Origin of the sequence: Bacillus xiapuensis, assembly GCF_002797355.1 — a bacterium.
Classification (GTDB): Bacteria; Bacillota; Bacilli; order Bacillales; family Domibacillaceae; genus Bacillus_CE; species Bacillus_CE xiapuensis.
The window spans coordinates 187,064-209,300 of record NZ_KZ454940.1 but is presented as its reverse complement, the minus strand read 5'-3'; the positions used below and the strand labels follow the sequence as shown (position 1 = coordinate 209,300).

At 38.8% G+C, this 22,237-nt stretch carries 23 protein-coding genes, 1 other RNA gene and 2 pseudogenes; 23 read left to right on the top strand and 3 right to left on the bottom strand.

All coding sequences use genetic code 11. The annotated features are described in order from the left end of the window. Window positions 1–71: 71 nt before the first annotated feature. The 11 genes from gap to ssrA all read left to right on the top strand — a co-directional run bounded on the left by gap (window position 72) and on the right by ssrA (window position 11,270). Window positions 72–1,079, top strand: a complete 1,008-nt coding sequence (gene gap, locus CEF20_RS12670) for a type I glyceraldehyde-3-phosphate dehydrogenase (RefSeq protein ID WP_100332289.1) — start codon at window positions 72–74, stop codon at window positions 1,077–1,079. Window positions 1,080–1,220: 141 nt separating this feature from the next. Further along, window positions 1,221–1,346: a hypothetical protein gene (locus tag CEF20_RS17350; RefSeq protein ID WP_269799229.1), complete on the top strand. Its 126-nt coding sequence runs from the start codon at window positions 1,221–1,223 to the stop codon at window positions 1,344–1,346. A 36-nt stretch (window positions 1,347–1,382) separates the two neighbouring features. Next, window positions 1,383–2,567: a phosphoglycerate kinase gene (locus CEF20_RS12665; RefSeq protein WP_100332288.1), complete on the top strand. Its 1,185-nt coding sequence runs from the start codon at window positions 1,383–1,385 to the stop codon at window positions 2,565–2,567. 52 nt (window positions 2,568–2,619) lie between these two features. Next, window positions 2,620–3,381 carry a triose-phosphate isomerase gene (tpiA, locus tag CEF20_RS12660; protein ID WP_100332287.1) on the top strand — a complete coding sequence of 254 codons (762 nt, stop codon included), beginning with the start codon at window positions 2,620–2,622 and terminating at the stop codon, window positions 3,379–3,381. Then, window positions 3,374–4,906: a 2,3-bisphosphoglycerate-independent phosphoglycerate mutase gene (gene gpmI / locus CEF20_RS12655; protein WP_100332286.1), complete on the top strand. Its 1,533-nt coding sequence runs from the start codon at window positions 3,374–3,376 to the stop codon at window positions 4,904–4,906. Before tpiA ends, gpmI begins: the two co-directional genes overlap by 8 nt. A 25-nt stretch (window positions 4,907–4,931) precedes the next feature. Then, window positions 4,932–6,227, top strand: coding sequence for a phosphopyruvate hydratase (eno, locus tag CEF20_RS12650; protein ID WP_100332285.1), 1,296 nt, complete (start codon window positions 4,932–4,934; stop codon window positions 6,225–6,227). Window positions 6,228–6,580: 353 nt separating this feature from the next. Further along, window positions 6,581–6,814 (top strand): preprotein translocase subunit SecG, encoded by a 234-nt coding sequence (gene secG / locus CEF20_RS12645; protein ID WP_100332284.1) that lies wholly within the window; start codon window positions 6,581–6,583, stop codon window positions 6,812–6,814. A 150-nt stretch (window positions 6,815–6,964) separates the two neighbouring features. Then, window positions 6,965–7,711: an alpha/beta hydrolase gene (locus CEF20_RS12640; protein ID WP_100332283.1), complete on the top strand. Its 747-nt coding sequence runs from the start codon at window positions 6,965–6,967 to the stop codon at window positions 7,709–7,711. A 231-nt stretch (window positions 7,712–7,942) separates the two neighbouring features. Next, the gene (gene rnr / locus CEF20_RS12635; protein ID WP_408607825.1) at window positions 7,943–10,276 is read left to right on the top strand and encodes a ribonuclease R; all 2,334 of its coding nucleotides are present in this window, start codon (window positions 7,943–7,945) and stop codon (window positions 10,274–10,276) included. Window positions 10,277–10,338: 62 nt separating this feature from the next. Then, entirely contained in the window at window positions 10,339–10,809 is a 471-nt protein-coding gene (smpB, locus tag CEF20_RS12630) for an SsrA-binding protein SmpB (protein ID WP_100332281.1), read from the top strand. A 104-nt stretch (window positions 10,810–10,913) separates the two neighbouring features. After that, window positions 10,914–11,270: a transfer-messenger RNA gene (gene ssrA / locus CEF20_RS12625) on the top strand. Window positions 11,271–11,438: 168 nt separating this feature from the next. On the opposite strand, the pseudogene CEF20_RS12620 reads toward ssrA, so the two are convergent. Both CEF20_RS12620 and CEF20_RS12615 read right to left on the bottom strand, forming a co-directional pair. Next, window positions 11,439–11,531, bottom strand: a pseudogene (locus CEF20_RS12620) (DDE-type integrase/transposase/recombinase); the annotation flags it as partial. Between the two features lie 29 nt (window positions 11,532–11,560). Next, complete coding sequence (locus tag CEF20_RS12615) at window positions 11,561–11,740, bottom strand: hypothetical protein (RefSeq protein WP_100332280.1); 180 nt, start codon at window positions 11,738–11,740, stop codon at window positions 11,561–11,563. A gap of 291 nt (window positions 11,741–12,031) precedes the next feature. Here CEF20_RS12615 and CEF20_RS12610 point away from each other — a divergent pair, with 291 nt between their 5' ends. From CEF20_RS12610 to CEF20_RS12565, 12 genes are all read left to right on the top strand, one after another. Beyond that, the gene (locus CEF20_RS12610) at window positions 12,032–12,946 is read left to right on the top strand and encodes a zinc metalloprotease (protein ID WP_100332279.1); all 915 of its coding nucleotides are present in this window, start codon (window positions 12,032–12,034) and stop codon (window positions 12,944–12,946) included. After that, complete coding sequence (locus CEF20_RS12605) at window positions 12,943–15,075, top strand: hypothetical protein (protein ID WP_100332278.1); 2,133 nt, start codon at window positions 12,943–12,945, stop codon at window positions 15,073–15,075. Before CEF20_RS12610 ends, CEF20_RS12605 begins: the two co-directional genes overlap by 4 nt. 5 nt (window positions 15,076–15,080) lie before the next feature. Continuing rightward, on the top strand, window positions 15,081–15,737 hold the full coding sequence (locus CEF20_RS12600) for a thiopeptide-type bacteriocin biosynthesis protein (protein WP_100332277.1): 657 nt from the start codon (window positions 15,081–15,083) through the stop codon (window positions 15,735–15,737). A gap of 62 nt (window positions 15,738–15,799) precedes the next feature. Next, window positions 15,800–17,053: a YcaO-like family protein gene (locus CEF20_RS12595; protein ID WP_100332276.1), complete on the top strand. Its 1,254-nt coding sequence runs from the start codon at window positions 15,800–15,802 to the stop codon at window positions 17,051–17,053. A 35-nt stretch (window positions 17,054–17,088) separates the two neighbouring features. Then, window positions 17,089–17,688 (top strand): hypothetical protein, encoded by a 600-nt coding sequence (locus CEF20_RS12590; protein ID WP_100332275.1) that lies wholly within the window; start codon window positions 17,089–17,091, stop codon window positions 17,686–17,688. Next, on the top strand, window positions 17,669–19,201 hold the full coding sequence (locus CEF20_RS12585) for a nitroreductase family protein (protein WP_100332274.1): 1,533 nt from the start codon (window positions 17,669–17,671) through the stop codon (window positions 19,199–19,201). The genes CEF20_RS12590 and CEF20_RS12585 overlap by 20 nt, the downstream gene beginning before the upstream one ends. Then, window positions 19,202–19,837 (top strand): hypothetical protein, encoded by a 636-nt coding sequence (locus tag CEF20_RS12580; RefSeq protein ID WP_100332273.1) that lies wholly within the window; start codon window positions 19,202–19,204, stop codon window positions 19,835–19,837. A gap of 13 nt (window positions 19,838–19,850) precedes the next feature. Then, window positions 19,851–20,579, top strand: a complete 729-nt coding sequence (locus tag CEF20_RS12575) for an ATP-binding cassette domain-containing protein (protein ID WP_157796279.1) — start codon at window positions 19,851–19,853, stop codon at window positions 20,577–20,579. After that, the gene (locus CEF20_RS12570) at window positions 20,576–21,331 is read left to right on the top strand and encodes an ABC transporter permease (RefSeq protein WP_100332271.1); all 756 of its coding nucleotides are present in this window, start codon (window positions 20,576–20,578) and stop codon (window positions 21,329–21,331) included. Before CEF20_RS12575 ends, CEF20_RS12570 begins: the two co-directional genes overlap by 4 nt. A 24-nt stretch (window positions 21,332–21,355) precedes the next feature. After that, window positions 21,356–21,523, top strand: a complete 168-nt coding sequence (locus CEF20_RS16680; RefSeq protein WP_157796278.1) for a thiocillin family RiPP — start codon at window positions 21,356–21,358, stop codon at window positions 21,521–21,523. Between the two features lie 51 nt (window positions 21,524–21,574). Continuing rightward, window positions 21,575–21,736: a thiocillin family RiPP gene (locus tag CEF20_RS16675; RefSeq protein WP_232713518.1), complete on the top strand. Its 162-nt coding sequence runs from the start codon at window positions 21,575–21,577 to the stop codon at window positions 21,734–21,736. Between the two features lie 23 nt (window positions 21,737–21,759). Continuing rightward, window positions 21,760–21,948: a thiocillin family RiPP gene (locus CEF20_RS12565; protein ID WP_100332270.1), complete on the top strand. Its 189-nt coding sequence runs from the start codon at window positions 21,760–21,762 to the stop codon at window positions 21,946–21,948. A gap of 117 nt (window positions 21,949–22,065) precedes the next feature. Here the strand turns inward: CEF20_RS12565 and CEF20_RS17125 are convergent. Next, a pseudogene (locus tag CEF20_RS17125) lies at window positions 22,066–22,235 on the bottom strand (transposase); the annotation flags it as partial. Window positions 22,236–22,237: the final 2 nt, after the last annotated feature.

Here is a 22,237-nt window from a genome sequence, read left to right as displayed (position 1 = left end):
AAGCGACGCTATTTCGTCGTTGCTTATTAACTATATAAAATTCTGAAAACACTTAAGGAGGAATTTTGATTATGGCAGTGAAGGTTGGAATTAACGGATTTGGACGTATTGGACGAGTAGTTTTTCGCGCTGCTTTGAACAATCCTAATTTAGACATTGTGGCTGTTAATGACTTAACGGATGCCAATATGCTTGCACATCTTTTAAAATACGATTCTGTTCATGGAACACTTAATGAAGAAGTTACAGTAGACGGCGAATACATCGTTGTTGGCGGACATAAAGTGAAAGTCATCGCTGAGCGCGACCCGGCAAACCTTCCGTGGAAAGAATTAGGAGTAGAAGTAGTGGTAGAATCTACCGGACGCTTTACAAAACGCGCCGATGCTGCGAAGCACTTGGAAGCAGGAGCGAAAAAAGTTGTGATTTCTGCACCGGCGAAGGAAGAGGACATTACCATCGTAATGGGCGTCAACCACGATCAATACGATGCTGAGAAGCATCATGTTATCTCTAATGCTTCTTGTACAACTAACTGCTTGGCGCCATTTGCTAAAGTGCTGAATGATGAGTTTGGCATCAAGCGCGGCATGATGACAACCGTTCACTCTTACACAAATGACCAGCAAATTCTTGATTTGCCTCATAAGGATTACCGCCGTGCCCGCGCAGCAGCTGAATCCATGATTCCGACAACAACTGGAGCGGCCAAAGCGGTGTCTCTAGTTCTTCCTGAATTGAAAGGAAAGTTAAATGGAATGGCTATGCGCGTGCCAACACCAAACGTATCCGTCGTTGACTTAGTGGTAGAGCTTGAGAAAGACACAACAGCGGAACAAATCAATGAAGTATTGAAAGCAGCAGCTGAAGGCGAATTGAAAGGCATCCTTGCTTATTCAGAAGAGCCGCTTGTTTCACGCGATTACAATGGAAGCTCCGTTTCTTCCACTATCGATGCTTTGTCCACTATGGTCATTGAAGGCAATATGGTGAAGGTTCTTTCTTGGTATGACAATGAGTCCGGCTATTCACACCGCGTGGTAGACTTAGTCGATTATATCGCTAAGCAAGGCCTGTAATGGGAAGCGGGCGCCAACTTTGAAATTATGTGTGACTTTTTAGCGTCTTTGTTGGAAAAATAGTAACCCACCATCTATAATGTAGATGGGATGAAAGGGGAGCGGGAGACATTCCCCTCCCCTTTGTCATGATCACCAAAAATGAGCCATCCGCCTGCAGAGGATGAGCCGGGATCTGCCGGGCGGCAAGCGGGGCGCCAAAGCCATGAGAACCGGTTGTTGCTCTGGCTGCCCGCTCGTATGAAGCAGGCGGAAGGAATCGTTTGAACGATCAGTTTTCAATTTTACGAGGGGGGCTTCTGAATGAATAAGAAGACGGTTAAGGATGTGGATGTGAAAGGAAAGCGTGTCTTTTGCCGCGTCGACTTTAACGTCCCAATGAAGGACGGAAAGGTAACGGATGATACGCGCATCCGGGCAGCACTGCCGACCATTCAATATTTATCCGGGCAAGGAGCCAAAGTCATTTTAGCCAGCCACCTTGGCCGCCCGAAAGGCGAAGTGAAAGAGGAGCTTCGTTTAACCCCTGTCGCTGCCCGCTTATCCGAGCTGATCGGCAAAGAAGTCAAGAAAGTCGATGAAGCATACGGTGAAGCGGTGGAAGCGGAAATTGGCCAAATGCAAAACGGTGATTTACTGCTGCTTGAAAATGTTCGCTTCTACCCTGGAGAGGAGAAGAACGATGCAGATCTTGCCCGTTCCTTTGCCGCGCTGGCGGATGTTTACGTCAATGACGCCTTTGGAGCAGCGCACCGGGCGCATGCGTCAACAGCGGGAATTGCCGAGCACTTGCCAGCTGTTGCCGGCTTCTTAATGGAGAAGGAGCTGGATGTTTTAGGCCGGGCTCTTTCCCAGCCTGAGCGCCCGTTTACTGCCATTATTGGCGGAGCGAAGGTGAAGGACAAAATCGGCGTGATTGATCATCTGCTGGATAAAGTCGATCATTTGATTATCGGCGGCGGTCTGGCCTATACCTTTATTAAGGCTCAGGGGCATGAGATCGGAAAGTCGTTATTAGAAGAAGACAAGATTGATTTAGCGAAGCAATTCATGAAAAAAGCTGAAGACAAAGGCGTCACTTTCCTAATGCCGGTGGATGTCATCGCTGCGGATCAATTCTCGGAAGAAGCTGAGACGAAGCAGGTTGGCATCGAGGAGATTCCTGCGGATTGGATGGCGCTTGATATTGGACCGAAAACAAGCGAGCTCTATAAAGAAACGATTCAAAAGTCGAAGCTTGTCATTTGGAACGGACCTATGGGAGTCTTTGAAATGGATAAGTTCGCTAATGGAACGAAAGCAGTCGCCGAAGCATTGGCAGAGGCAGAACATACATACTCTGTGATCGGCGGAGGCGATTCAGCTGCAGCAGTTGAAAAGTTTCAACTAGCTGAACAAATGAGCCATATTTCAACAGGAGGCGGCGCTTCCCTGGAATTTATGGAAGGAAAGCAGCTGCCGGGTGTAGTCGCGTTAAACGATAAGTAACAGCGGCTCGTACGCTTCCTTAGGAATAAGCCTATTTGAAAGGATGAGGAACATGCGTAAACCTATAATCGCAGGCAACTGGAAAATGCATAAAACATTATCTGAGGCGAAAAGCTTTGCCGAAGAAGTGAAAGGCTTAGTCCCGGATGCGAGTGTGGTTGACAGTGTCATTTGTTCACCTGCTCTGTTTTTGCAGCAGCTTGTCAAAACCGTTGAAGGATCCGATGTAAAGATCGGGGCGCAAACGATGCACTTTGAAGAGAGCGGTGCCTTTACTGGAGAGATCAGCCCGAAAGCTCTTGAAGACATCGGGGTTGATTATGTGATCATCGGCCACTCGGAGCGCCGTGAAATGTTCAATGAAACGGATGAATCCGTGAATCAAAAAGTCCATGCGGCGTTTAAGCACGGACTGACCCCAATTGTATGCTGCGGTGAAACGCTCGAGCAGCGCGAGAAGGGCGAAACCAATGCTTTTGTCGGCCGCCAAGTGAAGAAAGCGCTGGAAGGCTTAACAGAAGAGCAGGCCAGTCAAGCCGTAATCGCCTATGAACCAATTTGGGCGATTGGCACTGGGAAGTCTTCAACTTCATCTGATGCCAATGAAGTTTGTGCACATATTCGCCAGACGGTCGCAGAACAGTTTTCTGCCAAAGCGGCTGACAGCATGCGCATCCAATACGGCGGCAGTGTAAAACCAGCCAATATCAGCGAGTACATGGCGCAGCCGGATATCGATGGAGCGCTTGTCGGCGGCGCCAGCCTAGAACCGGCGTCCTTCCTGCAACTGCTGGAGGCGGTTCGTCATGGGTAAAGCGCCAGTTGCGTTAATTATTCTGGACGGCTTCGGCTGCCGCCCGGAAACTAAAGGGAATGCCGTTGCTCAAGCCAAGAAGCCGAACTTTGACCGCTATTGGGAACAATATCCGCATACAACCCTCACGGCAAGCGGCGAAGCGGTCGGGCTTCCCGAAGGGCAAATGGGCAATTCGGAAGTGGGCCATTTAAATATTGGCGCCGGCCGAATTGTTTACCAAAGCTTAACAAGAATTAATATTGCGATCCGTGAGGGAGAGTTTTTCCGAAACGAGAAATTTCTTCAGGCGATTCAGCATGCCAAAGCACACGGATCCGCGCTTCACTTATTTGGCTTACTTTCAGATGGGGGCGTGCATAGCCATATTGACCATCTGTTTGCGCTGTTAAAGCTGGCGGCGCAGGAAGGGCTGCGGAAGGTTTATATTCACGGCTTCTTGGATGGCCGGGATGTCGGTCCGCAAACAGCCAAAGGCTATATTGAAGCTACCCTTGAGAAGATCAAAGAATACGGTGTTGGACAAATTGCCACCATCTCTGGGCGCTATTATGCGATGGATCGCGACAAGCGCTGGGATCGAGTAGAAAAAGTCTACAAGGCCATTGCTTACAGCGAGGCTCCTGTGTTTAAAGACCCGCTGCAGGTCGTGGAAGAGTCTTACACGAACGGAGTAACCGACGAATTCGTGGTTCCAGCTGTCATAACGGATGAAGCAGGTAAGCCGGTGGCCAAGGTTTGCGATAATGACGCTGTGATTTTCTTCAACTTCCGCCCTGATCGCGCGATTCAGCTGTCCAATGTGTTTACGAATCAGGAATTTGAAGGATTCGACCGCGGCGATGTGCCGCAAAATCTGTATTTCGTCTGCATGACGCCGTACAGCGAAACGGTCAATGGCGTTGTTGCGTTCGAAAATATTAACTTGCGCAATACAATCGGCGAAGTTTTGTCCAAGCACGGATTAAAACAGCTTCGCATTGCCGAAACCGAAAAATATCCGCATGTGACCTTTTTTATGAGCGGAGGCCGGGAAGAAGAATTTCCGGGAGAAAAACGGATTTTAATTGACTCGCCTAAAGTGGCTACTTACGATTTAAAGCCGGAAATGAGCGCTTATGAAGTAACGGACGCGTTGCTTGATGAGATTCACAATGACCGGCAGGATGCCATCATCTTAAATTTTGCCAATCCGGATATGGTTGGACATTCAGGGATGTTGCAGCCGACCATTCAGGCGATCGAAGCGGTGGATGACTGCTTGGGACGAGTTGTAGATTTAATTCTTTCGAAGGGTGGGGCGGCGATCATTACAGCTGACCATGGCAATGCTGATGAAGTCGTAACGCTTGAAGGAAACCCGATGACGGCTCACACGACAAACCCCGTTCCGGTCATCGTGACCAAACCGGGAATTACCTTGCGCGAGGGCGGAATTCTAGGAGATTTATCGCCAACGATGCTCGATTTACTGCAAATAGAACAACCGTCAGAAATGACTGGAAAATCGTTGATTACTAAATAAAATGAATGAAAAAGGAGAGATTGTCATGCCCGTAATTACTGATATTTACGCACGTGAAGTTTTAGATTCACGCGGAAATCCTACGGTTGAAGTAGAAGTGTACACGCAATCTGGCGCATTTGGACGCGCGCTTGTCCCATCCGGCGCTTCCACTGGCGAATACGAAGCAGTGGAACTTCGCGATGGCGACAAGGAACGCTATCTTGGCAAAGGTGTGCTAAAAGCGGTGGAAAACGTTAATGATGTTATTGCTCCAGAGCTTGTCGGCAGCTTTGAAGTGCTGGATCAAATTGGCATCGACCGTGCGATGATCGAGCTTGATGGAACAGATAACAAAGGAAAATTAGGTGCCAATGCCATCCTGGGCGTTTCCATGGCGGTCGCACATGCTGCAGCCGATTATCTTGGCGTTCATTTATATGAATACCTTGGCGGCGTGAATGCCAAGCAGCTGCCTGTTCCGATGATGAACATCCTAAACGGCGGCGAGCACGCTGATAACAACGTTGATATTCAAGAGTTTATGATCATGCCTGTCGGAGCAGACAGCTTCAAAGAAGCGCTCCGCATGGGGTCAGAAATTTTCCACAGCTTAAAAACTGTATTGAAGGAAAAAGGATTGAATACAGCGGTTGGTGACGAGGGCGGATTCGCGCCTAACTTGAAGTCTAATGAAGAAGCGCTACAAACGATCATTGAAGCGATTGAGAAAGCCGGTTACAAGCCTGGTGAGCAAGTGAAGCTTGCGATGGATGCGGCTTCCTCCGAATTCTATAATAAAGAAGACGGTAAATATCATCTAAGCGGGGAAGGCGTTGTGAAAACATCCGCCGAAATGGTTGACTGGTATGAAGAAATGGTTTCTAAATATCCAATCATCTCCATTGAAGACGGCTTGGATGAAAACGATTGGGAAGGACATAAGATGCTGACAGAGCGTATTGGCGACAAGGTTCAGCTTGTCGGCGATGACCTATTCGTAACCAATACGAATAAGCTTTCTCAAGGGATTGAGCAAGGCGTCAGCAACGCTATCTTAATTAAAGTGAACCAAATCGGTACATTGACAGAAACATTCGATGCGATTGAAATGGCGAAGCGCGCTGGCTATACAGCGGTTATCTCTCACCGCTCCGGTGAAACAGAGGACGCAACGATCGCTGACATCGCGGTTGCGACAAACGCAGGCCAAATCAAAACAGGTGCGCCGTCCCGCACAGATCGCGTTGCTAAATACAATCAGCTTCTTCGCATTGAAGATCAGCTCGGAGAACTGGCACAATACCTAGGTAACAAAACCTTCTATAACTTGAAAAAATAAAGAGTGAGAAACAGGCGGATCCCCATTGCTTTGGGGATCTGTTTTTTTCTGCCTGTCAAATTCTCTCTTCAAGAGCGGAACGGGAGATTAAAGAAGGCTCTGCCGCTTGTAGTTTCACTTTATCGCCGGTCTCCTTTTCTGACAATCCCATTATACTTTTCGGCAAACGCCGGCTTCAGTTGTCAAGCAAGCCATATTTTTGACTCAAGAGCCGATTTCGCTAGCAGATCGGGCTGTTCTTCGTCAAAATTCTTTCTTTCTTCCACTTTATGTTTTTTTCTTGTTTTTCATCTGAGGTGTTTTATGTTAAGATAGGGTTATTCGTATGTTCGTCTGATGGAGGTAGATGCGTGATGCATACAGTATTGACAATTGCACTTGTCGTTGTGTCGATTGCTCTTATTATTGTTGTCCTGCTTCAGTCTGGAAAGAGCGCCGGTTTATCCGGAGCGATCTCCGGGGGAGCGGAGCAGCTTTTTGGCAAACAAAAAGCGCGCGGTATTGATTTGGTGCTGCATCGGATCACCGTAGTCTTGGCTGTGTTGTTTTTTGGCTTAACTATAGCTGTGTCCTACTTTGGACTGTAATGAAAAAGCCCGGCTGCTTTAGCCGGGCTTTCTTGCTCTTCTATGGTAAGCCTCCTAACCCCTTCTGCTGGCTCCGGCAGGGATAATTTCGTAAAATAATTATGAGAGTTCTATGAACGGTCCATACTATAGCAAAGGAGTTTATTCATCATGAGACCTACCTTGCCAAAACCATTTACATTTGAAGCGGGCAAACGGGCGGTTTTGCTGCTGCACGGCTTTACAGGAAATTCATCAGATGTTCGCATGCTCGGCCGTTTTCTCGAGAAAAAAGGCTATACTTCCCATGCGCCGCATTACAAGGGACACGGGGTGCCGCCGGAAGAACTCCTGGCCACAGGTCCGGATGACTGGTGGGAAGATGTGAAAGGCGGCTATCAGCATTTAAAGGATTTAGGCTATGAAGAAATCGCAGTAGCTGGATTGTCTTTAGGCGGCGTCTTTTCTTTAAAGCTTGGCTCCACCGCTCCCGTGAAGGGAATTATCCCAATGTGTGCGCCGATGTATTTCAAAAGCGAAGATCTTATGTATGAGAATGTGGTGGAATATGCCCGCAAATTTAAAGAGTTTGAAGGAAAGTCGCCAGAGGTAATTGAAAAAGAGATGGAAGAGTTTAAGCAAAAGCCGATGACTACGTTGAAAGCGTTGCAGCGTTTAATCGCGGATGTCAGAGAGCATGTCGACATGATTTATGCGCCTACATTTGTCGTACAGGCCCGCCATGATCAAATCATTAACCCGAACAGTGCCAATATCATTTACGACGAAATAGAAGCCACGATGAAAGAGATCAAATGGTATGAAGAATCCGGCCATGTTATTACACTTGATAAAGAGAAAGAGCAACTGCATGAAGACGTTTATCAATTTTTAGAGCGGCTGGACTGGACGGTATAAAGAAGTTTTTTAAACCGCGGGAAAATTATTTCTCCGCTTTTGCAAACAAGAACAAAGGTGAACATCTCAGCGTCTTGCTGCAGCGCCTTTGCACCTGCATTGCGCAGGACAGAACGAACCGGGCATTTAGATGCTTTACTTTGGGTTTCTTGCTTCATCTTGAAGCGGGAGTCACACAGCATCTTATATGCGGGATAAAGGACGATTGGAGGAGAGCACATGGAAGAGCAAATGCAAGAATATGTCGAGCGGCTGCTGACGTACATGAAAGAAGAATCTTACAAACCGCTGACAGTGAAAGAGCTGGAAGAAGCTCTTGGAGTGGAAGATTCAGCGGATTTTAAGACATTCGTCAAAGCGCTTGTTCATATGGAAGAGAAGGGGTTGGTTGTGCGCACGCGAGTAAATCGCTACGGATTGCCCGAGAAAATGAATCTCGTTCGCGGCAAGATCTCCGGTCATGCAAAGGGCTTCGCCTTTTTAATGCCGGAGGAAGCGGGGATGGATGATATCTTTATCCCGCCGCACGAGACGAACGGGGCGTTAAATGGCGACATCGCTTTAGTGCGTGTCACTTCGGAAACAAGAGGATCACGGCGAGAAGGAACGGTAGTCCGAATTCTGGAACGGGGAAAAAGCGAAATTGTCGGCACGTATACGGACAGCAAGCATTTTGGTTTTGTCATTCCAGATGATAAAAAATTTGCCAGCGACATTTTTATCCCGAAGGAAGCGGTGCATGGAGCAGTGGAAGGTCATAAAGTTGTAGTGAAAATCACTTCCTATCCAGATGGCCGCAAAAATGCCGAGGGAGAAATCATTCAAATTCTCGGCCACAAAAATGATCCGGGCGTCGATATCATTTCGATTATTTATAAGCATGGTTTGCCGCAAGAGTTTCCAGAGGAAGTAATGGAGCAGGCTAATGCCGTTCCGGACACGATTAACGAGAAGGATACGGAAAACCGCCGCGACTTGCGGGGTGAAACCATCGTGACGATTGATGGCGCGGATGCAAAGGATCTCGATGATGCCGTAACAGTCAAAAGATTGGACAACGGCCACTATAAACTGGGGGTTCATATTGCTGACGTCAGCCACTATGTCACTGAAGGTTCGCCGATCGACCGCGAAGCGTATGAGCGGGGAACGAGCGTGTACTTGGTTGATCGCGTCATCCCGATGATCCCTCATCGCCTATCGAATGGGATTTGTTCATTGAATCCGCAAGTGGACCGCTTGACCTTATCGTGTGAAATGGAAATTAACGAAGCAGGAGAGGTCGTTCATCACGAAATTTTCCAAAGTGTGATTCGGACAACGGAGCGAATGACATACAGTGATGTCAACGGCATTCTCGTCGACAAAGATGAAGAGCTGCGCCAAAAATATGCAGCGCTCGTGCCTTTATTTGAACAAATGGAGGAACTGGCGGCTATACTTAGAGAAAAGCGCAAAAAGCGCGGAGCCATCGATTTTGATTTCAAAGAGTCGAAAGTGCTGGTTGATGAAACCGGAAAGCCAACAGACGTTGTGCTGCGCGAGCGTTCTGTTGCCGAGCGTCTGATTGAAGAGTTTATGCTGGTGGCCAATGAAACGGTCGCTGAACATTTCCACTGGATGGATGTTCCGTTCTTATACCGCATACATGAAGACCCGAAAGAAGATAAGCTGCAGCGATTCTTTGAGTTTATTACTAATTTTGGGCTTATGGTCAAAGGAACAGCCAACTCTGTCCATCCGCGCGCGCTGCAAGAAGTTATTGAAGCGATTGAAGGCAAGCCGGAAGAGGTCGTCATTTCTACCGTGATGCTGCGTTCCATGCAGCAAGCGAAATACGCACCGGAAAGTCTCGGCCACTTCGGTTTGTCCACCGATTTCTATACGCATTTTACATCGCCGATTCGCCGCTATCCCGATTTGATTGTCCACAGATTAATTCGCACCTATTTAATCAACGGTCAGATTGATCCGGCTACACAAGCAAAATGGGATGCCCGTCTGCCGGAAATTGCGGATCATACATCCAGCATGGAGCGCCGGGCAGTTGATGCCGAGCGCGACACGGACGAGCTGAAAAAGGCAGAGTTTATGCTGGATAAAATCGGTGAAGAGTTTGACGGGATTATCAGCTCTGTGACGAATTTCGGGATGTTCGTGGAATTGCCGAATACGATTGAAGGGCTCGTGCATGTCTCCTATATGACCGATGATTATTACCGGTATGACGAGCGTCATTTTGCCATGATCGGAGAGCGTACTGGGAATGTGTTCCGCATCGGGGACGAGATAACTGTTCGTGTCACCAATGTCAATAAAGAAGAGCAATCGATTGACTTTGAAATCGTCGGCATGAAAAATAATAGAAAGCGGCCCGAGAAAGAACAGAAGAAAGTGCTGAGACTCCAATCAGAACGCCCTAAAAGCCGTGCTTCACAAGAGAAAAGTCAAGGGGGAGCGGCGGAAGAATGGAGCAATCAGCCTCCACGCAAAAAGAAAAAAAGGGGCAAGTATTATGAGGGTGTGCCGAAGAAAATGAAGAAAAAGCGGAAGAATAAACGCTGACCTTCAAGCGGCAGTTGCGGCTGCCGCTTGCCGCCCCAACTTACAAACGGAAGGTGAAACAGATGCCAAAGGGAGAAGGAAAAGTTATCGCGCAAAATAAAAAAGCGCGTCATGATTATTTTATCGAAGAAACCTATGAAGCCGGGATCGTGCTGCAAGGAACGGAAATCAAATCGATCCGCAACGGCCGCGTCAATTTAAAAGATGCGTTTGCCCGCGTTCATAACGGGGAAGTATTTGTATATAACATGCATATCAGCCCGTATGAACAAGGCAACCGCTTCAACCATGATCCGCTGCGGACGAGAAAGCTGCTTTTGCACCGCAAACAAATCGATAAGCTGATCGGTGAAACGAAAGAAGCCGGCTATTCGATTGTTCCGCTGAAATTGTATTTAAAAGACGGTTATGCTAAGTTGTTAATCGGACTTGGAAAAGGGAAAAAGAAATTCGACAAGCGGGAAGACCTAAAGAGGAAAGAAGCGAAGCGGGACATTGAACGCGCCTTTAGAGACCGGCAAAAAGGATTCTAAACTTAGCGCTGTCCCTTGATATTCTCATTGAGTATGTTATAATAGAAAATGTAACTGGCTCTGGCTGACAACAGCCTGAAGCATCCGTTCACTCTCTTAATAAAGGGGACGTTACGGATTCGACAGGGATAGTTCGAGCTTAAGTTGCGAGTCGAGGGGATCGGCCTCGTTAAAACGTCAAAGCCAATAACTGGCAAACAAAACAATTACGCTTTAGCTGCCTAATAGCAGTCTAAAGGTTCGCCCCTCCATCACCCGTGTGGTAGGGTAGCGGACTCAAATTAAGCGGGTTACGCCGGATTCCGCCGTCTGAGGATGAAGGAAGAGAACAATCAGACTAGCTGCTTTAACGCCTGTCGATAGGCAGAGAAGTTAGCGAACCGCGAATATATCGACTACGCTCGTAGAAGCTTAAGTGCCGTTATCTTTGGACGTGGGTTCGACTCCCACCGTCTCCACCAATACATACTGTTGGTGGCAAATACGACATACTCAACGAGCTTGCTGATCAGCAAGCTCGTTTTTCATTGCCTCAAACGAAGAACCCTGTGGATGTCCCCAGGGTTCTTCTTGTGCATTTATGAAAGGGCAGACAGCAGGGAGCCGCCGATCGCCCCTGCAATATAAAATTGGGTATTCCTATTTTTGCCAAGGTGAAAATCAATAGTGTTTCCTTCGGAGTCCACTGCACGATATAGATACATCCATTGACCATTAAGTTTTTGCACCAGAACCGATTATCGAATAGAGTCTATTTTTTAAAAATACTCACGTTTTCAATGCGAATAGAATCAACTTCTCCACATTTTAAGCAAAACTTATAGATTTTATTTGAACCTTTCATCGACATTTTACTTGGTTTTACTGGCATATAATCTGTAGCTTCTGTAAACTCAGTTGCCCCACATTTGGAACATTTTTCGCTTATCATCAACAATTCCTCCTCGTTCATTGATTTTGGAAATAACCCGTGCCTTATCTCCTTGAATTCCCACTATGGGTAAAATTCGTGAAAATCCTTTAAAAGCCTTCAAAAGTACATTAAAGAATTAAGGTTCGTATTGTCAAACCTAGATAAATGTGATATATTGTAAAAAAAGTAATATTTATATAAAGTTGTAGAAAATTGTAAGAATTTTATTGATGCATTAAATGAATTATATAACATGATGGAAAATTCTTAATAATAGTAATATTTTCTTATGGAAGGAAAGGCTATTTTATGAAAAAAAATCCGAACTTTTCGATAGAATTTTTAAATGAAAATAAATATTTTTTATTCGATAGGAAAAATTGTAAAGGGTACTACCTAACATATAAGGGAGACATTGAAGCAACCTTAAAGAAAGAAAAGATAGAAGAATTAAATAAGATTGGATTCTATGATGATACTGAATTAAAAGAAGAACATTGGGTAAATAAAATTTTTATAACTAATAGTAACATAAGTCCAAAGTTTATACTGATTAATCAGCTAATATTCTTTTTAGGACTATTACCAATTGCAATAACACTTTTGATTCAATCATTTGATGGTATAGGTTATTTAGATTTTGAACTTCTTAATTTTAAGGAATATGGGATAGCGATGCTAGTTTTTTTGGGTGGTATTTTGTTTATTCATGAAATGTTACATGTTGTCATTTCAAGAATGCAGGGAATAGAAATTTTTTCAATAGCGTTCAAATTAAAGTATTACTTTATCCCAATTTTTTATGTGAAAATTGTTCCGACTGGAAATGACCTAAAAAGAGCAAATGTAGCTTTTGCAGGAAATATTGCAGATTTGATTTTAATTATTTTATATAGTTCATTAGCTTTAATCTTTCAACAACCAGAGTTTATTATCTGTCTAAACTTGCAATTAATAATGAGTATATTTAACTACAATATTTTTTTTCCTACGGATTTTTATTTAGGGATATTTTCTTTGATAGGAAAATCAAACTTTCGGACTGAGGCGATTAATTATACCAAGCAATTTATTTTCTCGAAGAAAAAGCAAAGTATTCTCAAAGGATATAGAGACATCATAAAACTGGCATATGGGTTAGCATTCTATGTAATTGTATTATTCATGTTCGTGATTATGGTTTTAAATGTATACTTTATGCAAACAAGGGGGTGGTCTTTTTGAATGAATTATTATGTATGAAGAGGGAAGCCTTATTTACACCTTCTCTTTTGAATCGTTTAAAGGATAAGGATTTATTTTTTGTAAAAGAATATTTAGTGAAAAAACAAGAATTACAAAATATTCAAGAAATATTATTGACGGAACTAAATAAGAAAACTAAAAAATATTACGATACACAAGAAGTAGAGTTACTAAGAATATATCAATCTGTGAAGAGAAGAATAAAACGTAAGTTAGATGTAAAAGAATCTGTGGATGATAGTGCAGATAAAATAATTAACGAGGTAATTTCTAAATATAACTTATTGATAATTGAATTAACTAGTTTAAAACAAAAGATGAATAACGTGTTTCAAAATAAAGAAAAAAACTATTATGAAGCATTTTATACGGAAGAAAGATTTAAAAAGGCTCTAAAAGTTACAACTCCTAAAGCCTATAAAAGTCTAGTAGATTTGAAGATTCAAAAAGATTCTTTTAATAGAGCTCGATATGGATATGTACAACGCGCAACTGTAAAGACCAGCCCATTAAGTTATTTTGGAAAAACAACCTACTATAGCTTGCATAAAAAGGATAGTGAAGAAACTTTACAGTTAAATAATGTTGTGAAGTATTTAATATTGACTGCAGCGATGAATGATGTTGAGGTAATGAATCTTTTAAGAATAAAAATTAACCCAGTCTTTAAGAAAATTAACAATGCAGAAGGTATATATTATGAAAAGAATTTTTTGCTAAATGGAGTAGATTGGGTATTAAAACAAGATGACATATTACACAATAAGGAAGTTGTGAACATATTAAAGTGCATTGAAAATTGTAAAACTCCTAATAATATAAAAAATGTTCTTCAAGAAGAAAACAATTTTACCTATGAGGTACTTGTAAATAATGGGGTAATCGTTCCTGATTATAGTTTATATATAAACGATGACCAAAAGTTTAAAGATATCATTGTGAGTATCTTTGGAATTCAAATGGTTGAACTTTTATTTCCAAATTGTATAAATGATATTCAGTATGAACAAATTTCTAATAAAGTTTTGAAATACTTATCGAGACATGATTCAAACTATTTTGGCGTTAGTTTATGTGAAAAGTTTTTGGAATTACCTCTGTATTATCATAATGATGTTGAGAAAAATCAATTTTCAGTCCCAACGATTAGCTCGGAAAGAATGAAGGAGATTTTCGATGATTGTGTTGTTCAAAATAAAAATTTTTATTATATATATAATTTAATTTTAGAAAATAAGGAGAAGTATCAAAATCAATCGTTATTAGCAGTTGTTACTGATATTAAAGAGAAATATATGTTCGAACGTAATTTAACGATAAAAAATACAGTAACAATTAAGCCACAAATGAGAAAGAGCGCATTAATCTTTTATCAAAGTGATGTTAATGGAAATATAGTAATAAATAACATTAATGCTGGAAGTGGAGCTGTTTTTCATCGAAATGCTGAAATATTTGATAAGTGTATTAATGATAATTTGAAAAAGTATTACAATAAATTATTTTATGAAGATTTTCCTATCTATGAAGTCGTTATGGATGAAGAAATTTCAAATCATGTCGACAGTGGGAAATCATTCCATAAAAAAATGAAGTGGCCAGAAGATTTTTTAGATATACATTTGCACGTATCTGTTGATAATCAAATTAGGTTTGTGTATAAGGATGAATTTATCCATTTACTATATTTAGGCACCATACCATTTCACCTTTTTTATGGCTCTAAAGGTGTGCTCTTAAATCTCATTCATCCATGGAATATTGACATGAAAAATTCAGGAAAATTAAACAATCGAAAACAATATAATCTTATTGTTCAAGATGCTATTCAATCAACTGATATGAGTAATTGGGATTTTTTCATGGCTATATCATCGTATTTTACAGAGAATAATCTACCGATGGAATTTTTCCTTAGAAAAAACAATTATAGTTTCAAAAAAAGTAAGCCTATATGGATATCATTGTATTCTTCTGAATCAATTAAAGTGTTAAAACGAATCTTAAAAGAGGAAAAAGAAGTTATTATTGAAGAAATCAAGCCAAATTTTAACGAGAGCTTGGAACAAAAAGTAGTTGAATATGCGGTATTGAAAATAGAGGAGTAGTCACAATGTGGAGCAGTTATCATATTTATACAAAGGATCGAAATTACTTTTTAGATAAAGTGAGTAATATCCTTAAAGAATATCCTGATGTAAAATTTTTCTTTATTCAATATATTGATCCAATTGGTTTTCATTTTAGGTTTAGGATTCAATCTAGCTTTCAAAGCAAGATTGAAAAAATGATTTATAAACTGTTTGAGGAACAAAGAGTATTAAAAAAAATCTATGACCCGGAATATAATTTATTTGGTTCGTCATTGGGTATATATGAGGAATTTTCAATAGAACTATCAAGATTTATTATTGATAATAAAGATATTGATTCCTCTACTTTTGTATTACCATTATCAAAAATTATTTTACAGATTTTCAATTGTCTAAATAACGAATTTATTGATATCTATGTAAATTATTGGACTAAAACAGTTAACCGTTTTAACAGGGAGGATTTAAATACTCAAATTAACTTTTCTAAAAACGACGAAAAAAATCAAAGTCATGATCTGAGCACAGTATTAAAACCATTGAGTATGTTGGAAGAAAAATATGTAAACGAAAGTATTTGTATAAAATTCTTACATATGACACTTAATAAATTGGGATATACCTTAATGGATGAAATGGTTATTGTAAAGAAAATTAAACAATCAATATTGGTTTAGACAAGTTAACATGTGTTGGCCATTATTAAAGTTTTGATGATTAATAGAAAAAGAGGGATATTATGGAGATATATAATAATTGTATAATCGGAAGTCGTAGCGTATTTCCTCCTAGGGGATTGCAAGAAACAAACATTGGCATTGTTCATATTTCAGATATCAATCACTACTACACTTTAAACCTGGGTAAAAAAATAGAGAATCATTTATCTAAATTGACAGGTGCGGGTACAGGGGACTCTGTTGAAGATTCGATGTTTTTAGCTACAATGGAAGCTTATGAACGATTAGCAAATAGCATACCTGTTAGTCAACAGGTAATTGCATCACAAGAAGAACTTGGAGATTTAGCTGTGCCGCTTTCTGATTTTCCAAAAATAAATCAAAGTGAGACAAGCAGCAATGGAATTGAGAAGAAATATTTAAGATGGAGTGAATCTTATAATTTAACAGATCAATCAAGATGCTATATTCCACAAGTTTATATAAATTTGTATACTCATTTCAATTACAATGGGGAAGGATTAATTCACCCAATTTCTACCGGATGTGCAATCCATCAAGATTATACCCGGGCAGTTATTAATGGGATTTATGAAGTTATTGAAAGGGATGGAATTGCACTCTTTTGGTTACTAAAAAGACCTTTAAAAAAAATAGATAAACAAGAGTGTAGTGAGGACTTAGAAATTTTCAGTAGCCCTTTTTTAGGAAAAACTACTCTATACGATGCATCGACCATTAACGGAGTTTATACTTTTTGTCTTAGGGCAGAAACTCACTTCTCTGAATCAATTAGAAATGTTGTTATGTTTTCTTCAAATACTTGTCCAAAAAAGGCTATAAGTAAATTGAAGAAAGAACTCATTTCGGTAATTTATAGCCTTGCAAACGGAATCAAAAAACAGTCTAATTTATTGAAGCAAGATCCAATGAGTTTTTATCACGTGGATGAAGGTGCTCTATATATGGCGCATCCCTCAAAAGCATACGCATTTGAATTTCTTAATAATTCTTCAAAAGGTAGCATTCCTACTAATGAAATTCAATTTTCCTCGTATGGAGAAGAATTAAGGTATCTTATCAAGAAATTGGAAAGTTTAGGGCACAAAGTGTATGTGACAAATTTAACGAACCGAGAATGTGAAGAAAATCGATTAAAAGCAGTAAAAGTTACAATTCCATCTTTACAGCCAATATCATTTGTCCATTCAGCTCGTTTTCACGACAGTAAGAGAGTAAAAACTTTTGCGAAAGAGATTTATGGATATTTTAGTGAGAATTTAATTAATCCTTTACCATTGCCGTTTTCTTAATATCAAAATTTTAAAATTTGAGAGGAGAAGTATGAATGAATTATTTTTTGTCGGGGATTGGTACTGCAAAATCTTCTTTGCGCCAACAGTTTCGCAAGAAAAATTTCCAAGTTAGATCGGTTAATTATTTTGAAATTTCCGATCTTTCGAAAGAGTCTATTTTATTTCTAGTATATGATGGTTTATACATTGAGGAATTTCTAAGTGCAGTAAAGGTGATTAACTGCAATGTAATTCCAATATTTTTTGATGTAGATACAGTAATTATCCCTGGTGTTCATAAACCAGAATATCAGAAGGGTGAAATATGTATCGAATGCTCCATTGCAAGGTTAAAGGAGTATTATTTCAACTCTATAATGTATGAGAAATTATTTATGAAAAAAGACTACAGCTTAGTAGATAATGTTTTAGAAGTGGAATTTTCAATTTTTGCACAGAGTTTTATTAGTGCATTTAAAGAAACGGGATTTGTAGGACAAATTTCAATCTATTCCTTTGATTATTATACTTTTAAAAATAAACAAATACTAGGCTACACAAAGTGTAAACAATGTGATTTCCATGATTATAGTAGTGATGAAATGATAAATCAATTAAATGAGGTGTTAGATTGTGTCGCTATTAATAAATGATCCAATGGTCCAGTTTCCAAAACAGCCAAAGTTAATTCCTAATATCCATACTATCTATCATCAAGGTGTAACAATTTATGGACCGTCAGATGGTCCTTTTAAATTAAATGGTACGCTAGCAGCAAAATTAGTATACAGTTTATTTCCATTATTAGAGCAAGGAATTACTTTGGAAGAGATATATGAGAAATCCGATTTTGCTAAAGAAGATATTGATAAGTTACTTGAAATTTTGTTTATGAAAGGTTGTCTTGTTCAAGCCTATGACAATAAAGAATTAACTAATCAAGATAGATTTTTTATAAGACAAATGACTAAGTTTAAGAATCATACAAATCTAGAAGATATTTATCAAATTTTGAAAGATAGTATAGTTTACATAATATGTGATGAAGAAGCGCTTACCTATAAAATTCAAAAAAAATTATCGAAGTACGGATTGAATGCTGAAAGATTGTTTATAGATGAGTATATAGAAGTCAAAACACCAAAATTGAAAAAATTAATAGTCTACATTTCCGATAGAGATTTCAATGATAACGTAGTGAGTAAACTTTCGGATAAATTAGATGTATTGTACGTTGATAGAGTTTCTGGGCAGATAGGACCTATATTTTCAAAAAAAGCAATAACAACTACAAATTATTTACATCATCTTATAAAAACAGAAAGAAATTCGATTGAGAACTATGTTAAGGAAGATATTCTGAGTGATTATATATCAATTTTATTATTAAGAGAAATAGGGAAACTATCGAATAATCTGTTAACAGAAGGCTATTACCGAAATGTTGGTGGAATGCTAGATTATCAAGTCATTGATAAGAGAACAAGAACTTCTTCATCACAGGAGTTGACACTCTATGATTATGAGGTTGCAGTCCAGTTTCCAGCAAGCAAATATGTTAACAAGACAAGCCATTTGACTCATTTCAAAGAAAAAAATTTAAAATTAGGAATATTTAATCAAGTATCTTTTTTATGGAAAAAATTAGATAGTACTAATTCTGTCCCCAAAAATGTTGATGGTATTTTCAAATACACAATGGCTTACAAAAATCACAAATTAAAATTTAAACGTTATACTCCAAGTGGAGGAAATATAAATTCTAATCTTCTATTTTATATAAATTTAGAAGTAAACTCATTTGATGGTTTGGGAATTTATTTCTACAATAATTTTGATAATCAATACTATCAAGTTAGGGATGTTTCTGATGAGGATATATCTAATTTTTACAAAAATATAATAATGCAAGATAAAAAAAATGATGTTAGGGGATACTTTATTATTGCAAATGATACTGATTTAATATCACAAAAATACGAGAATTTTAGTTTTAAAATAGCAAATTTAAACACTGGAGTCATGCTTTCACAGTTGTTTTCTATAAGAAAATATTTCGAATTAAACTTTAGAATGATCACCCAATTCAACGAACGGGAAATATTAAACTTATTAGGAATAAAAAAATCGAATGAAGTAGTCAATTTTATCATTGAGGTGAACTAAGTGTATAAGGAGTTTGTAGAAAGAAGTAGAAATCTAAATTCCATTAATTTTCTAGCTAACAATATTGATATATCAAAAATAAAGCTAGATTTAAAAACGAAAACAATTTTGGATGTTATAGAAAAAAGAGAATCTTTTAGATACTTCAGTAAAGATATTAATCACTTAAATCTAGATTTACTAGAAAAAATAGTTAACCACGGTGAGACTATCATCAAAGGTTTGCAGATAGAAAATTATGTAGAAATTTGTTTTATTGACAATAACGAATTAATTAATCGAAATTTTCAAGGAGTATATTACAGGGAAGATGAGAATTGGGTATTAAAAACTAAATTGGATAAAGAATCTATTTCAAGGGAAACTCTTTATTTACAAACAGAAATGCATGATGCTAGTGGGGTGTTCTTTTTTGAATGGAAAGTTAATAATATTCCGAGAGAAAACAATTTAGGTAATTATCGATATATGAATGCTATAAGCGGACTACTGGGACATCAACTTAGTTTAAAAGCAACTGAATTAGAACTGAAAGGGACTATTTTTGCTGGAATTACACTAGTTGAATATCAAGTAGAAATTTTAAAGAGTTTTAACGATTCTCGGTTACCTATTTTTGCTTTTTCTGTTGAATAAATTATAGAAAGGTATGAGAGTCAAATTGAAATTGATTATCGACAAAATTAAGAAAGAATTTAATGGAAATCAAATTTTACAGGGAATCAACTTAGTTTTAGAAAGCAAAAAGTGCCATCTGTTGTTGGGGAAAAATGGTTCTGGAAAAACAACATTAGTTCGAATTATTGATGGGGAATTAAAACAGGATTCTGGTACAATGCATCTTTCAGATAATCAAACATTATTATTGGAAGCTGCTGTCCAATATCAAGATTTTAATATTTTTCCTAATATAAGAATCAGAGAATTATTAGAGTTTTTTAAAAAAATCACCAAAGATTATTACTTCGACCGGGAGTTATATGAATTGTTGGAAATAGAAAAAATAGGTAGTAATTTTGTTAAAAGTGCTTCCGGCGGAGAGAAAAAGTCAGTAGCAATCTTTCTAGCAGTACTGTTAAATAAACCTGTAATCATACTTGATGAACCGTTTGCTGATTTAGATTTAGAGAAGAAAAAAAATCTAAATCAATTTCTGATTAAATATGTAAAAGGAAATGATAAAGTACTATTGGTTATTAGCCACGAGGTTAATGAATATAAAAGCTTGTTCAATACGATTTCTATTATGGATAAAGGAATCATTCTTGAATCCGATACAATAGAAAATCTCCAAAATAAATATTCGGACACTTCAATTCTAGATATTGAGAATATCTTCTATAAGGTTACAGGGAAAAGGTTGGTGGAAAGCCGATGATTTTACAAGTTACAAAAATCTATCTTCTTGAAACTTTTAGAAACGTGGGTGTTTTATTTGGGAATCTACTACCAACATTTATTTTTTTAGGGATATCCTTTATGTTAACAAAACAGAGTTCTATAGATACTAAAACGTTAGACTATATGATTAAGGGGCAGTTCATTTCCTTTTCTGTGTTGATGGCTATATTTTCCTTTTCATTCTCCGGTGCAACAATATATTTATCGGATAAAAGATCTGAAAAAGTATTTGAATGGTTAACTAAAACTGATTTAACATTTATTAAATATTTCATTGGCCTTGGCTTAGGTGTATTTGTGATTTTAAATATTTTTCTAACTATTACATTGTATTTATACAGTGTCATTATTCCTATTGAGGCTATTGAATTAGTGAAAATTATTATTATTTCTAATTTCACGTTATTGTGCCTGTATCCATTGAGTTATATCGTTTCATCAGTATTTCGCAATGGGAAGACAGCAAATAGTATGTTAATACCAATTATGCTGATTTTGATGTTCTCAGTAACCATGACAAATCTATTTGTATCAATTGCTGGAAATGACCCTCAGGATTACTACAAGTATTTAGTGTGGAACCCAATGCTCTTTTTAAATGATACCATACAGTACAACTTAGGATTAAGTAATGAACCTTGGTTACCTATGTATCAATATCTTGTTATTTTATTAGGATTATTTGTATTGTTGTACTTTTTTGCCAAAAGGCTATTTAAAATCCAATAAACTACTTGAAAGGAGGTGAAATCGGTGAGTAAGTTGAGCGATTCAAAACCAACAGATTCTACTATTTATTTAGAAGAACAAGTTGAACTAAATGAAGTTGCTTCATCATTGGGGTCTGTCAGTACTTTTTCTAGTGGATCTTGCCCGGGATCTACAGTAAATACTGTTTCTACAGTTTCTTGTCAAGGTTAATTTGTAGACAGATAGTTTAAATGGTTAATAAAAGGAATGGAGGAAGTTGCAATGGAAGAATTAAATGAGAACATATATATTGAAGAACAAGATGATCAATTAAATGAAGTGGCTGGAACTTGGGGTTCTGCAAGTTGTTTCGGTTCTTATTCAACATTTGGAGGATGTGCTGCAAGTGCAAGTTCAACTGCAACAGCATCTTCAGCAGGTTAAGGATAATAAAGGGAGTGTAGAGAATGAATAAAGATTTAGTTAAGTCTGTTGATAATAATACGCAAGCACTTTATATAGAGGAACAAGTTGATGCAACTGAATTTGCAGGTTTTACAACAGCCGGTAGCGCAGCTACAACATCTACTTTCTCTTCTGCTAGTTCATGTGGTGGAAGTTTTGCTACAGGCTCAAGCTTTTCCAGTGCGGGTTAAGTAATAAAGCTACATAAAGGGGCTGTCCCAAAAGTCGGTGAAACCGACTTTTGAGGGCGGCCCCTGTTTTTTTGGTTCTATGTCAAATGTTGGGGTGGAGTGAGGCAGAACCTCCTCCTACCCAACATGACTTCCAATTTTTTTATACTTATGTAAAAGCAGTATTCTCGCCTTTGCCCGCAGGAAATTTCTAAAACCAAAGGCATTCCTCTTCATGACTTTTGTCAGGTTATTAATCCCTCCAGAAAGCCATTGGAGTAATCAAATAAAAAGCTGTTGAGTATCTTGT

What these genes read in the sequence shown, in the direction of transcription:
- gap (WP_100332289.1), top strand. Translation starts at nt 72, where the DNA reads ATGGCAGTGAAGGTTGGAATTAACGGATTTGGACGTATTGGACGAGTA.
- CEF20_RS17350 (WP_269799229.1), top strand. Translation starts at nt 1,221, where the DNA reads ATGAGCCATCCGCCTGCAGAGGATGAGCCGGGATCTGCCGGGCGGCAA.
- CEF20_RS12665 (WP_100332288.1), top strand. Translation starts at nt 1,383, where the DNA reads ATGAATAAGAAGACGGTTAAGGATGTGGATGTGAAAGGAAAGCGTGTC.
- tpiA (WP_100332287.1), top strand. Translation starts at nt 2,620, where the DNA reads ATGCGTAAACCTATAATCGCAGGCAACTGGAAAATGCATAAAACATTA.
- gpmI (WP_100332286.1), top strand. Translation starts at nt 3,374, where the DNA reads ATGGGTAAAGCGCCAGTTGCGTTAATTATTCTGGACGGCTTCGGCTGC.
- eno (WP_100332285.1), top strand. Translation starts at nt 4,932, where the DNA reads ATGCCCGTAATTACTGATATTTACGCACGTGAAGTTTTAGATTCACGC.
- secG (WP_100332284.1), top strand. Translation starts at nt 6,581, where the DNA reads ATGCATACAGTATTGACAATTGCACTTGTCGTTGTGTCGATTGCTCTT.
- CEF20_RS12640 (WP_100332283.1), top strand. Translation starts at nt 6,965, where the DNA reads ATGAGACCTACCTTGCCAAAACCATTTACATTTGAAGCGGGCAAACGG.
- rnr (WP_408607825.1), top strand. Translation starts at nt 7,943, where the DNA reads ATGCAAGAATATGTCGAGCGGCTGCTGACGTACATGAAAGAAGAATCT.
- smpB (WP_100332281.1), top strand. Translation starts at nt 10,339, where the DNA reads ATGCCAAAGGGAGAAGGAAAAGTTATCGCGCAAAATAAAAAAGCGCGT.
- CEF20_RS12615 (WP_100332280.1), bottom strand. Translation starts at nt 11,740, where the DNA reads ATGATAAGCGAAAAATGTTCCAAATGTGGGGCAACTGAGTTTACAGAA.
- CEF20_RS12610 (WP_100332279.1), top strand. Translation starts at nt 12,032, where the DNA reads ATGAAAAAAAATCCGAACTTTTCGATAGAATTTTTAAATGAAAATAAA.
- CEF20_RS12600 (WP_100332277.1), top strand. Translation starts at nt 15,081, where the DNA reads ATGTGGAGCAGTTATCATATTTATACAAAGGATCGAAATTACTTTTTA.
- CEF20_RS12595 (WP_100332276.1), top strand. Translation starts at nt 15,800, where the DNA reads ATGGAGATATATAATAATTGTATAATCGGAAGTCGTAGCGTATTTCCT.
- CEF20_RS12590 (WP_100332275.1), top strand. Translation starts at nt 17,089, where the DNA reads ATGAATTATTTTTTGTCGGGGATTGGTACTGCAAAATCTTCTTTGCGC.
- CEF20_RS12575 (WP_157796279.1), top strand. Translation starts at nt 19,851, where the DNA reads ATGAGAGTCAAATTGAAATTGATTATCGACAAAATTAAGAAAGAATTT.
- CEF20_RS12570 (WP_100332271.1), top strand. Translation starts at nt 20,576, where the DNA reads ATGATTTTACAAGTTACAAAAATCTATCTTCTTGAAACTTTTAGAAAC.
- CEF20_RS16675 (WP_232713518.1), top strand. Translation starts at nt 21,575, where the DNA reads ATGGAAGAATTAAATGAGAACATATATATTGAAGAACAAGATGATCAA.
- CEF20_RS12565 (WP_100332270.1), top strand. Translation starts at nt 21,760, where the DNA reads ATGAATAAAGATTTAGTTAAGTCTGTTGATAATAATACGCAAGCACTT.